The organism is Ruegeria sp. G7 (genome assembly GCF_056535465.1).
This window is the reverse complement of record NZ_JBQFIL010000001.1, coordinates 2,825,889-2,838,341: the sequence shown is the minus strand read 5'-3', so window position 1 is coordinate 2,838,341 and position 12,453 is coordinate 2,825,889. Positions and strand designations below refer to the sequence as shown.

The 12,453-nt window shown below is 57.3% G+C and carries 10 protein-coding genes and 3 tRNA genes; 6 read left to right on the top strand and 7 right to left on the bottom strand.

Annotated features, from left to right (window positions below; genetic code table 11):
* Window positions 1-51: 51 nt before the first annotated feature.
* A complete protein-coding gene (locus tag ACR3EN_RS14235) occupies window positions 52-903 on the bottom strand; it encodes a class I SAM-dependent methyltransferase (RefSeq protein ID WP_480822032.1) in 852 nt (283 codons plus the stop codon).
* A 134-nt stretch (window positions 904-1,037) separates the two neighbouring features.
* Between ACR3EN_RS14235 and ACR3EN_RS14230 the strand changes: the two genes are divergently transcribed.
* Window positions 1,038-2,153, top strand: coding sequence for a carboxylate-amine ligase (locus ACR3EN_RS14230; RefSeq protein WP_480822030.1), 1,116 nt, complete (start codon window positions 1,038-1,040; stop codon window positions 2,151-2,153).
* Between the two features lie 2 nt (window positions 2,154-2,155).
* Here the strand turns inward: ACR3EN_RS14230 and ACR3EN_RS14225 are convergent, their stop codons facing one another.
* A complete protein-coding gene (locus ACR3EN_RS14225) occupies window positions 2,156-3,013 on the bottom strand; it encodes a hypothetical protein (RefSeq protein WP_480822028.1) in 858 nt (285 codons plus the stop codon).
* 158 nt (window positions 3,014-3,171) lie between these two features.
* Here ACR3EN_RS14225 and ACR3EN_RS14220 point away from each other — a divergent pair, with 158 nt between their 5' ends.
* From ACR3EN_RS14220 to ACR3EN_RS14205, 4 genes are all read left to right on the top strand, one after another.
* The gene (locus ACR3EN_RS14220) at window positions 3,172-4,314 is read left to right on the top strand and encodes an acyl-CoA dehydrogenase family protein (RefSeq protein WP_480822026.1); all 1,143 of its coding nucleotides are present in this window, start codon (window positions 3,172-3,174) and stop codon (window positions 4,312-4,314) included.
* A gap of 7 nt (window positions 4,315-4,321) precedes the next feature.
* On the top strand, window positions 4,322-5,362 hold the full coding sequence (locus tag ACR3EN_RS14215; protein WP_480870750.1) for an enoyl-CoA hydratase/isomerase family protein: 1,041 nt from the start codon (window positions 4,322-4,324) through the stop codon (window positions 5,360-5,362).
* Between the two features lie 3 nt (window positions 5,363-5,365).
* Window positions 5,366-6,238: a 3-hydroxyisobutyrate dehydrogenase gene (gene mmsB / locus ACR3EN_RS14210; protein WP_480822022.1), complete on the top strand. Its 873-nt coding sequence runs from the start codon at window positions 5,366-5,368 to the stop codon at window positions 6,236-6,238.
* A 108-nt stretch (window positions 6,239-6,346) separates the two neighbouring features.
* Window positions 6,347-6,742 (top strand): hypothetical protein, encoded by a 396-nt coding sequence (locus ACR3EN_RS14205; RefSeq protein ID WP_480822020.1) that lies wholly within the window; start codon window positions 6,347-6,349, stop codon window positions 6,740-6,742.
* Between the two features lie 6 nt (window positions 6,743-6,748).
* On the opposite strand, the gene uvrA is transcribed toward ACR3EN_RS14205, so the two are convergent.
* The 4 genes from uvrA to ACR3EN_RS14185 form a co-directional block, all read right to left on the bottom strand.
* Window positions 6,749-9,607, bottom strand: a complete 2,859-nt coding sequence (gene uvrA, locus ACR3EN_RS14200; RefSeq protein ID WP_480822018.1) for an excinuclease ABC subunit UvrA — start codon at window positions 9,605-9,607, stop codon at window positions 6,749-6,751.
* Window positions 9,608-9,713: 106 nt separating this feature from the next.
* Window positions 9,714-10,256, bottom strand: a complete 543-nt coding sequence (locus tag ACR3EN_RS14195; RefSeq protein ID WP_480918433.1) for a methyltransferase domain-containing protein — start codon at window positions 10,254-10,256, stop codon at window positions 9,714-9,716.
* Window positions 10,257-10,360: 104 nt separating this feature from the next.
* Window positions 10,361-10,437 (bottom strand) — tRNA-Asp (locus tag ACR3EN_RS14190).
* A gap of 45 nt (window positions 10,438-10,482) precedes the next feature.
* Window positions 10,483-10,559 (bottom strand) — tRNA-Asp (locus ACR3EN_RS14185).
* A 170-nt stretch (window positions 10,560-10,729) separates the two neighbouring features.
* Between ACR3EN_RS14185 and ACR3EN_RS14180 the strand changes: the two genes are divergently transcribed.
* Window positions 10,730-10,804: transfer RNA gene (locus ACR3EN_RS14180), tRNA-Val, on the top strand.
* 166 nt (window positions 10,805-10,970) lie between these two features.
* On the opposite strand, the gene ACR3EN_RS14175 is transcribed toward ACR3EN_RS14180, so the two are convergent.
* Window positions 10,971-12,098, bottom strand: a complete 1,128-nt coding sequence (locus ACR3EN_RS14175) for an acyltransferase family protein (RefSeq protein WP_480918432.1) — start codon at window positions 12,096-12,098, stop codon at window positions 10,971-10,973.
* Between the last annotated feature and the right edge of the window lie 355 nt (window positions 12,099-12,453).

Sequence of the window (12,453 nt, the reverse complement as noted above, 5' to 3'; positions counted from 1 at the left end):
CTTGTTATGGAGAGGGTTACGGGACAATCTGTCGCCCGGATCACAATTGTTTCAATTTTCTTTGATCTGGACCCAGATGCTCTGCGCGCGACCATCTTTTAGAAAGGGCAGCGCCTCGACTGCGTCCGGGCGATCCTGCTGCAGGTAGTATCCGGGCCAAAGCATTGAATAGGCACCGGATTGCAACACTGCGTGAAGCATGTACTGCTCGCCCCAGCCCGGGCAGTCATAGAAGAAACGCTTGGGATATTCGTAGGGCAGAAAAACATCGTGGACATGGATCACAACGCCCGGTTTCAGCGTCGGGATGATGCGGCAGAACAGATGCGCCACATCGTTGCTCATCCGCACGACATGGCTCGAGTCGATGAACAAAACGTCGCCGGACTCGAGCTGATCGAACAGGGCCGGATCGACCTCTTCCAGACGTTTCTGTTCGAAATGATCGACCACATGGGCAATATCGGCGCGCGGATAGGGATCGATTGCTGTGATTCCGGTTTGCAGTCCGCCGTCAATGATGGCCTGTCGCGTCACACGGGTCGAGTTTCCGCAACCGACCTCGATTACGCGCCTGGGCTGGAACCTGCGGATCATCAGATACAGCGCTTCGGCGTCCGGGCTGTCATAATATCCATTGCCTGAACGATATCCGGTCTGGTTGCGGTCAGGGTCCTTTAGCGCCTCGAGCGCAGACTGGTGCTGAACGTAATCGGCGATCAAGGGTGCGATATCGAACCCCTCCATCCCGGGCGACAACGCATAGGCCGGACGGGTCAGGCCCCCTGCCCGCTCGAACGCCTCAAGCCGTGCGCGTTCATCGTTTTCAATAACCTTGTCGACCAGCTTGACCCCCAACTCATCAAGGGCCGCATTGATCTGGGGGAATTTCCTGGGTTTCACGAAGCGCTCCACATTCGGTTCTGGGTGTTCCATACCTCTGCCTGAGGGGCATCCGCAAGAACCCGCCACGTCAAACCCTTGGCAAAACGGAAAATTCCGTATTCACTGAAGTGAATTGAAGTACGAGGATTATCATGCAGCAGGAATTCACCATCGGGATCGAAGAGGAATATCTGCTGGTTGACCGCGACAGCCTGCAACTGGCGCATGCCCCCGAAGCACTGATCGAGGCCTGTCAGGCCGATTTCGAAGGTCAGGTCAGCCCCGAATTTCTGCAATGTCAGATCGAGGTCGGTACCCGCCCGCACGCGACCGTCAAATCCGCCCGAGAGGATCTCAAGCGCCTGCGTTCTTGCGTGTCAAAACGCGCCGCCGAATACAATCTGACCCCCATCGCGGTCTCGTGCCATCCCTTCGCGAACTGGAAGGATCAGCACCATACCCGCAAAGAACGTTACGACGCCCTGCAACACGCGCTTGGGGGCGTTGCGCGGCGGATGCTGATCTGCGGGATGCATGTGCATGTGGGCATCGAGGATCAGGCCCTACGCGCCGACCTGATGCCGCAACTGTCCTATTTCCTGCCCCACCTGCTGGCTCTGTCGACATCGTCGCCTTACTGGAACGGTGAAGATACGGGCCTGTCTTCGTACCGCCTGACCGTGTTCGACAACCTGCCACGCACGGGCCTGCCACCGGTCTTTGGCAGTTGGGGCGAATATGAGCGCACCACCGGAGTTTTGGTCGAGTTGGGCGTGATCGAAGACACCTCGAAAATCTGGTGGGACCTGCGCCCGTCGCATCGCTTTCCGACGCTCGAGACGCGTATAATGGACGTGCAACCGCGATTGGAACACACGCTTGCGCTGGCCGCGCTGGTTCAGGCACTGACCCGCATGTTGTGCCGCCTGAAGGCGCGCAATCTGCGCTGGCGCCACTATGACAAGTTCCTGATCGGAGAGAACCGATGGCGCGCGCAGCGCTATGGCGTTGGCGAAGGTCTGATCGATTTCGGCGACCGCTCGATCACACCGATGGCGGAACTGATCGGCGAGCTTATGGGGATGCTGGCCGAAGACGCCGAAGCCCTCGGCACCATGGCAGAACTCGCAAGCCTTCGGCAGATCGCTGAAACCGGAACCTCAGCCACGCGCCAGCGCCGCATCCATGCCGAAGCGACCGCACGCGGCGACGATGCCGGTCAAGCGGTTGTGCGTCACCTGATAGAAGAGTTCCATGCCGATTTGTAACCTCAGGCCGCACGCAATATGTTACGCGCCATGCGCGAAACGGGTTCGTAAAAATCGGGATCCTTCCAATAGCCGTTGTGTGACAACGGGTTCCAAGATGTGAAGATATTGCCGGAATTGATTGAAACATCACGAATATCTTGCGACGCGACCAACTGGTCATAGCGCGGCCCGCAGTCACGCAGCGGATAGCCCAGCACGTCATGCTTGTCATAGAAATTATACCACCATGTCTTAAAGCGCATGGCTGGCGGCACAGCCGCTCTTGGTGCGTCGATCGGGTAAATCTCGTCCTCCGGGTAGGCAAAAAGGAAGATGGGGATATTGCAGCCAAAGGTCATGATACCGGCGACCGTCTGCATGTTCCGAACGGGCGAGTTAAAAAGGGTCTGCCCGGTTTTGCGCAAATGGCTCTGGTGATCATAGATGTAGTTGGACATGATGTGCCCCCCTAAGGAATGGGCAAGCAGCAGGACGGGCGCATTGTTGCCGACATCCCGCCGGACATCCTCCATTACGCGGTCCACTTCGGCATGGATATCCTCGTAGATCTCATCATTTCCATCCGCCGTCTTTCGGTAAGATGCGGCATCCGACAGATTATGCACCACAAAGCTGCGCACATCGTCATAGCCGGTCCGGCGTTTGATCTTGCGCAGGTAATCGTTCTGCCGATCCTGCAAAACATGCGCCCAGACGATCTCGCGCCAAGCCACGTCATTGAATTGCGCCCCAAGTTCGCGCGAGACACGCCGGTGCAAATCGCGCGAGAATGTCACCTCGGACGATGGCTTCTTTTGGCCAGTAAACTGGCTGCCCATCCCGTGAATGACGACCACGGCCATCTTGTAGCTCGGCATAATACCCTCCGAAAAATTGGTTAATTGAATGAGGCCAGTATAGCCCAGTTGTCCGCCCGGCCCAAATAGGGCAGGATCGTTGCCCCGATTGAAAAATTTCTGTAAGGATTGAAGAATAAAACGCTCGTTCAATTCTGCAGAATACAGGGACCACAGCTATGGATTTCGCGCTGACCGAAGAACAGACAGCCATTTTCGACATGGCTTATGCCTTTGGCCAAGACCATATCGCCCCCTTCGCTCGCCAGTGGGAGGCGGATGGCACCATTCCCAAAGAGCTGTGGCCCAAGATCGGAGAGCTGGGCTTTGGCGCATTGTATGTCTCGGAAGACGGCGGCGGCTCGGGTCTGAGCCGGCTGGACGCCACGTTGGTGTTCGAGGCCCTGTCGATGGCCTGCCCGTCGGTCGCGGCGTTTCTGTCGATCCACAATATGTGCGCCAAGATGCTGGACAGCTTTGCCAGCGATGCGCTGAAATCCCGCATCATGCCGGATATTCTCAGCCTCGAAACAGTGCTGAGCTACTGCCTGACCGAGCCCGGTTCTGGCTCGGACGCCGCTGCCCTTAAAACCCGCGCCGAGCGGACGAACGAGGGATACACCCTGAACGGCTCCAAGGCCTTTATCTCGGGCGGGGGGTATTCAGATGCCTATGTCTGCATGGTCCGCACCGGCGAAGCTGGCCCCCGGGGGATTTCGACGGTCTATGTCGAGGATGGCACGCCCGGCCTCAGCTTCGGCGCGCTGGAACAGAAGATGGGCTGGAAAAGCCAGCCCACCGCACAGGTTCAGTTCGACGACTGCAAAATCCCAGCTGGAAATCTGGTCGGCACCGAAGGCGACGGTTTTAAATATGCAATGATGGGGCTGGATGGCGGGCGCTTGAATATCGCGTCCTGCTCGCTGGGCGCTGCGCAGAACGGGCTGGACATGACGCTGCAGTATATGTCCGAACGCAAGGCGTTTGGCCAATCCATCGATCAGTTCCAGGCGCTTCAATTCCGGCTTGCGGATATGGAGATCGAGCTGCAGGCCGCACGCACGTTCTTGCGACAGGCGGCGTGGAAACTGGATCAAGGCGCACCGGATGCCAGCAAATTCTGCGCGATGGCCAAGAAGTTCGTGACCGAAACCGGCTCGAAAGTGGTCGACCAGTGCCTGCAGCTGCATGGCGGCTATGGCTATCTGGCCGATTATGGCATCGAAAAGCTTGTGCGCGATCTGCGCGTGCATCAGATTCTCGAGGGCACCAACGAGATCATGCGCGTCATCGTAGCGCGCCAGATGCTTGCAAACCGCTGAGGACGACATGGCCGACATCGAAATCCGCACAGTCGGGCGCGCCGGGCGCATCACGCTGACACGTGCCAAAGCGTTGAACGCGCTCAGCTATGAGATGTGCATGGCGATCGATACCGCGCTGCGCAACTGGCGTGAAGATGATGCGGTTGACCTGATCATACTGGATGCCGAGGGTGACAAAGCCTTCTGCGCCGGGGGTGACATCGCTGAACTTTATGCGACCGGCACCAAGGGTGATTACAATTATGGTCGCACATTCTGGCGCGACGAATACCGCCTGAACGCGCTTATTTTCGAATACCCCAAGCCCGTGATCAGCTTTCTGCAGGGATTTACCATGGGGGGTGGTGTTGGGATCGGCTGTCACGGCAGTCATCGGGTCGTTGGCGAAAGCTCAAAGATATCGATGCCGGAATGCTCCATCGGTCTCGTACCGGATGTAGGCGGATCGCTGATGCTGGCGCTGGCACCCGGTCGGTTGGGGGAATATCTGGGTATAACAGGCCACCGCATGGGCCCTGCGGACGCCATCTATGCAGGTTTTGCCGATCATTTCGTACCCCAAGCGCGCTGGCCGGAACTGATTGAACTGCTCGAGGCGTCGGGCCGCGCAGAGGTCGTCGACGATCATGCCGAGGCTCTGCCCGAAAGCGATCTGGCTGATACACAGGCCGCGATAGATGCGCTCTTTGACGGAGAGAGCCTGACCGACATCCTGAACAACCTGCGCAGCCAGGACCAAGAATTTTCGACGAAAATTCTGGGCGGGCTGCAACGCAATTCCCCGACTTCAATGGCCTGCACAGTTGAGATGCTGCACCGGTTACGCGGCTCAACCCTGACGCTGCGCAAGGCGTTGGATATGGAGTATCGATTCACCTATCGCGCGATGGAACACGGGGATTTTCTGGAAGGTATCCGTGCCCAGATCATCGACAAGGATCGCAGCCCCAACTGGCAATTTGCCGATATGAACGTACCCACTGTGGCAGTCTCGAAGATGCTGCAGCCGCTGGGGGCAAACGCGCTGAGTTTCGCAGAGGAGTAAGGGATGAAAATCGCATTCATTGGGCTGGGCAACATGGGCGCGCCCATGGCGGCCAATCTGGCCGCCGCCGGGCATGACGTGGTCGGTTTCGATCAGGCGGATGTCTCGGTCGACGGCGTCACGATGGCCGCATCGGGCCCCGAGGCCGCCTCGGCGGTCGAGGCAGTCATTACGATGCTGCCCAATGGGCAAATCCTGCGTAGCGTCGCGGACCAGATCATCCCGGCGATGAAAACTGGGGCGGTGTTGATCGATTGCTCTACCGTGGATGTGGACAGCGCACGCACTGTCGCGAAGCAGGCCGCGGACGCAGGTCTGCTGGCGGTTGATGCCCCGGTCTCTGGCGGCATCGGCGGGGCTGCTGCCGGAACGCTGACCTTCATGGCCGGAGGGTCGGACGACGCGTTCGCGCTTGCTGCGCCTTTGTTTGACATCATGGGCCAGAAGGCGGTGCATTGCGGCGAAGCAGGTGCCGGTCAGGCGGCGAAGATCTGTAACAACATGATCCTCGGCGTCACCATGATCGCCACCTGCGAGGCCTTCGCGCTGGCCGACAAGCTCGGTCTGGACCGTCAAAAGATGTTCGATGTCGTGAGCACGTCATCGGGTTACAGCTGGACGATGAACGCCTATTGCCCCGCCCCCGGCGTAGGCCCGCAGAGCCCGGCAGATAACGGATACCAACCCGGTTTTGCCGCAGAACTGATGCTGAAGGATCTGCGCCTCAGCCAGCAGGCCGCCGACAGTGCCGATGCGGATACGCCGATGGGACAGGTCGCCGCAATGTTATACGAGCAGTTTGTGGAACATGAGGAAGGTCTGGGTCGCGATTTCAGCGCGATGCTGCCCCGGTTCGAGAAACGCAGCCGGTCATAGCCGGCTTGTGGCAGAAAACCGCACAAGCTTGGAAAGCGTAAGGCGCGTCCCTAGATGATTGGGTAAAGTGCAGTCAATGCCGAAACACCCACGCCGGAGCGCGCCTCTATGAAGACCCTGACCAGCCTCACAATAATCACCCTGCTTGCGCTGAGCCCAGCCATTGCCCTGGCGGGAAATGGCAATGGGAAAGGTAAGAATAAATCCAAGCTGCAGGTCGAACGTGTCACACCGCATTCGGGTGGTGTCTACGCGAACCGGGCCGGACATTGCCCACCGGGTCTGGCCAAAAAAGCGGTGCCCTGCGTGCCACCCGGACAGGCCAACAAGCTCTATCGGACCGGTGACCGGCTTGATGACTATATCTGGATCAACGACCCCTACCGCTATGGGCTGCGCCGTGGTGGCAATTATGTGCGCGCCGGGGACTATGTTTATACAATCGATCCCGAAACGCACAAAGTGCTGAACCTCATTGGGGCGGTGGCCGATATCCTTTATTGATGGCCGCTATTCGGCGGCCACGCGCTCGGGGTTCAGCATCGGCTTAAGGTAGCGCCCGGTATGGCTGCGTTCGCAGTCCGCAACGTCTTCCGGCGTTCCCTCGGCGACGATCTGTCCACCTCCGTCACCGCCCTCGGGGCCGATATCGATGATCCAGTCGGCGGTTTTCACGACGTCCAGATTATGTTCGATCACCACGACAGTGTTGCCCTGATCCACCAGTTCATGCAGCACTTCCAACAGCTTACGCACATCTTCGAAATGCAGCCCCGTTGTCGGCTCATCCAGAATGTAAAGTGTTCGCCCGGTCGAACGTTTGGACAGCTCTTTCGACAGTTTCACCCGCTGCGCCTCACCGCCTGAAAGGGTTGTCGCCTGCTGACCGACCTTGATATAGCCCAGCCCGACGCGGGCCAGCGCATCCATCTTGTCTCGGATCGAGGGGACGGCCTTAAAGAACTCCTGCGCATCTTCCACAGTCATATCAAGCACATCCGCGATGGACTTGCCCTTGAACTTGATCTCCAACGTCTCGCGATTGTACCGAGCGCCCTTGCAGGTCTCGCAGGTGACATAGACATCGGGCAGGAAGTGCATCTCGATCTTGATGACACCGTCGCCCTGACAGGCCTCACACCGCCCACCCTTGACGTTAAAGCTGAACCGCCCGGGCTTGTATCCGCGCGCCTTGGCCTCGGGCAACCCGGCAAACCAGTCGCGGATCGGGGTGAATGCCCCGGTGTAAGTCGCTGGATTCGAACGCGGAGTCCGTCCGATCGGGCGCTGATCAATGTCGATCACCTTGTCAAGATGCTCCAGCCCCTTGATCGTCTCACACGGAGCCGGCGTTTGCCGCGCACCGTTCAACCGCATCGAGGCGGTCTTGAACAGCGTCTCGATCGTCAGAGTGGATTTTCCGCCGCCCGAAACACCTGTGACGCAGACGAATTTGCCCAGCGGAAAGGCTGCCGTGACCGTCTTGAGGTTGTTTCCCGTCGCCTTGACCACGGTCACCTTGTGCTTTTTGCCCTTGCGCCGTTCGGACGGGACCGCAATTTCGCGCGTGCCCGACAGATACTGACCGGTGATTGAGGCCGCGTCCCCCGCGACCTGATCCGGCGTTCCGTGGCTAACCACCTGCCCCCCATGCACCCCAGCGCCCGGGCCGATATCGAAGACATAATCCGCCTCGCGAATGGCTTCTTCGTCATGTTCGACAACGATGACCGTATTGCCCTGATCGCGCAGGTTCTTGAGCGTGCCCAGCAGCCGGTCATTATCACGCTGGTGCAGCCCGATTGACGGCTCGTCCAACACGTACAAAACCCCGGTCAGGCCCGATCCGATCTGGCTGGCCAGCCGAATACGCTGGCTTTCTCCACCCGACAAGGTCCCACTTGAGCGTGATAGCGTAAGGTATTCCAAACCCACGTTATTCAGAAAACCAAGCCGCTCACGGATCTCTTTGAGGATGGCCCGTGCGATCTCATTCTTCTGCACGCTCAGATGGTTTGGCGCGCCCTCGATCCAGGCCAGAGCCTCGCGGATCGACATCTCAACAACCTGCCCAACATGCAGCCCGGCGATCTTCACAGCCAGAGCTTCGGCCCGCAGGCGATACCCGTCGCAAGTGCCACAGGGGCGGTTGTTCTGATACCGCTCGAATTCCTCACGAATCCAGGCACTGTCGGTTTCGCGATAGCGACGCTCCATATTCGGGATCACGCCCTCGAAACTGCGGGTGACCTGATAGACGCGCCCCCCCTCATCATAGCGGAACTGGATTTCCTCATCGCCCGAGCCGCGCAGGAAAACCTCTTGCACCTTCTTGGGCAGGTCCTTCCATGGCGTGTTCTTGTCGAATTCGTAATGACGCGCGATGGCCTCGATGGTCTGCAGGAAATACGGGGATTTTCCTTTGCGCCAAGGTGCCAACGCGCCGTCGTAAAGTTTCAGAGTCTGGTCGGGCACCACCAGCCGCTCGTCAAAGAACAGCTCAACCCCCAGACCGTCGCAATCCGGGCAGGCCCCAAAGGGCGCGTTGAACGAGAACAGGCGCGGCTCGATTTCAGGGATGGTGAAACCACTGACCGGACAGGCAAAATTCTCGCTGAACGTGATCCGTTCGGGGTCGCCTTCCTTTGGCGCTGTTTCCAGAATGGCGATCCCATCAGCCAAATCCAAAGCAGTTCGTAGGCTGTCGGCTAACCGGGTTTCCATCCCCTCACGCACGACCAGACGGTCGACGACCACGTCAATGTCGTGCCGGAACTTCTTGTCCAGCGTCGGCGGCTCGTCCAGTTCGTAGAATGCGCCATCCACCTTGACGCGCTGAAAGCCCTGCTTGCGCAGCTCCAGAAACTCTTTCTTATATTCACCCTTCCGGTCGCGCACGATGGGGGCCAGCAGGTAACCCCGCGTCCCCTCCTCCATGGTCATGATCCGGTCGACCATGTCCTGCACCTGCTGCGCCTCGATCGGCTCGCCGGTGGCGGGGCTGTAGGGCGTTCCGGCGCGGGCGAAGAGCAGGCGCAAATAGTCGTAAATTTCTGTCACGGTCCCCACGGTCGAACGCGGGTTCTTCGAGGTTGTCTTCTGCTCGATCGAGATCGCGGGGCTTAGCCCGCTGATGTGATCGACGTCGGGTTTTTCCATCATATCAAGGAATTGCCGCGCGTAGGCTGACAGGCTTTCGACATAGCGGCGCTGGCCCTCGGCATAGATCGTGTCAAATGCCAGCGAGGACTTGCCCGAACCCGACAGCCCGGTGATCACCACCAGCTGATCCCGCGGGATATCCACATCAATGCCCTTGAGGTTATGCTCGCGCGCGCCGCGCACCTCGATATTCTTCAGCTCAGCCATTTCGGCCCCCAACAACCAACGACCTAGAAATAGGCGAGCAAGCCCGAGTCTCCAACCAAAAAGTTAGAACAAAGTGAGAACAAGCGGATTTTCGGTTCATCCCGGCTTAACTGTCGGATTTGCGCGCCAACGCCCAGGCACAAATCGGAAAGGCGGGATCGTTTTCCAGATCATCCGTCGCCGGATCATAGACCGGAGGCCAGTCGGGCTCGAGGTTCCGCAGCGCCGCCTGCCGATTTCCCCACTGCTCGGCCCGGATATGTGCCGGGTCGAAACCACACTCGGTCAACAGATTGCGCAACCCGCGTTCGGACCAGCGCGTGCAATCATACGGCGCGGCGTGAAACGGTATGAAGAACGGTACCGCCAGCCAGAAATAACCGCCGGGGCGCAGCATCTCCTGCACGTTCAATGTGGCCTCGAAGGGGCGGTCCAGATGTTCCCAGACCTGATTGGCCAGAACCAGATCGAACTGGCGAACCTGCCCCTGATTATCCAGCACGGGTCCAGCGCAGATGTCGTGCTGATTGTGCCAGACCTGCGTGTAGCTGCGGAACCCAAACTGGCTGCCCCACGACCCCGAAATCTCGATCGCATCCAGCTTTGGCGGGTTCAGATCGCGTATCCACTGACGGCTGCGCCGCGCCATGATCACTCGGTTCAAACTGGTCACTGCGGCCCTCGGCTGGATTCGCGGCACTACAACATGACACGGCCTGAATGTCAGGGCTGATTTTTGTAAGAGAGGGGAAATGGCGCGGTTGACGGGGCTCGAACCCGCGACCCCCGGCGTGACAGGCCGGTACTCTAACCAACTGAGCTACAACCGCGCATCTATTTTCGTGGCCTTTGACCTGGACCAAGGAGTGCAGCGATGGCGCGGTTGACGGGGCTCGAACCCGCGACCCCCGGCGTGACAGGCCGGTACTCTAACCAACTGAGCTACAACCGCCCACTGCCCGTTCATTGCTGAACGTTGGGGTGTATTATGGCCCCGGTCGGGCAGCGTCAAGCGGGGTTTTCAAGTTTTTTGCGCAAGACCGATATTTTCCTGAACGCCCCTTAGCGAACCAGCAAATGGCCTTGCGTAACACCCAATCTCACTGTAAGAGCCGACCCCACGGGTGATTAGCTCAGTGGTAGAGCGCTTCGTTCACATCGAAGATGTCAGGAGTTCAAATCTCTTATCACCCACCACGCATTTTCTGACAAAACAAATCGCTACCAGGCACTTTAAAGCCTCTTTGTGGTCTTGAAAGCGACGAACCGCATCGAAAGTGTTTTGAGGCGATTTGAAGTACGACCTTATCTTCTACCCAGAGACTGCTCGCTTTGACTTAGCCTAAAGCGCTGGATGTGGGTGTTAGGAAGATTTTCGTGTCCGCAAATCTCCGCTCAACATATAAGTGCTCACACGCCGAGATAAATCCAGAAGTGGTTTTTCGCACAAATGGTGGAAAGCTATCGCCGCTATCATCGACGCCGTGAGCATTGCGACCACGGCGTAGACCGGGCTCGGCAGGACATCAATTCCAATAAAGTGAACAAACAACTCGGCAACCACCAGATGCACCAGATACAGCGAATAAGACACTCCGCCCAAGTAAAACAACGACTGGGTTTTTGGCATGCGCCCTGCCATTTCAATCACCAGCAAAGAAGCAACTAGAATAGCTGCTGGGATCCCTGTCGTTATGAACCGACTACTACTGTAAGGATGGATCTCAGGGCCGGAGACAAGAAGCACGGCACCGACCAAAGCTCCAACAATTGCAAGCGGGACGGAAAACCGAAACCCAAGTATTGCTTCGCGCTTGTTTAGGTAGAAATAGGCAATTAGCATGCCATAGATGAATTCTATGGCAGTTCGGTTTTGCATCATGTAGAGCATTCCGCCGTCCGCCTGAATGATCCAGAGCAACACAGCCGAGCCTACTATTGCCGAGGACGCCAGTAGCAGACGATAACGTCGAGAAATCAGTATCGACAAAGCAATCAGGACATAAAAGAACATCTCGTAGTTGAGCGTCCAGCCAATCGGATAAATAGGTTGCCTGAACACTCCGTTGGGTTCTGTGCCAAAAACAAACAGAAACGAGTGTATAACATCATTTAGATTAAGTGGCCGATCATCTACGTTCGTCCAGCCTAAATACACCTCGTCGAATATAATGAACGCGAGTAGGACATAGTAGGGTAAAGCTACCCGGATAAATCTTTTAGTGATAAAAGCTTGCGGTGTATCGCGTGACTTTTCCGTGACCAAGTAAATCACAAAACCGCTAATCACAAAGAACAGATCAACACCCGCTTCGCCGCGGTTGAACAAAAGTGAAGCTTCCCCAGCGCAATGTGTGACGGCGACGATGAAAGCAGCGAAGAAGCGGAGATATTGAATAGAGAATATCATGAACAAAGAAACCACACAAAATAACCATAACAAGTTAAGAACAAAACTGCCGCTCAGGCAAAAAAATCTGGCCGGTTCCAAGGTGGGTAAGAAGCTAAACGCTGAGTTCAAACTGGATAACAAGCGCAATTGCACAGTGCCAGAACCAAAAAAATGGCCCAAAATTCGTCACGACGTTCGCAGAAGAAACCCATCGGAATTCCTGCGCTTTGTGCGATGGTGCTTGGTTTTTCCCCGGCGGTAAGGTCAGCAAAAACGCCAGCAGAGTTTACTTTGGTCGCCGCAGTCAACCTGTAACTTCGGGTTATTTAAGGCTTCTGACCTACGAAACCGTCGCGAGCCTCAAGAGCGGCAGATTGTTTACAATACCGCTGAATTTGCAAATGCGGATATAGATTGTATCGGAGGTGCATTTTTGATGCCACCGGTTTTGATA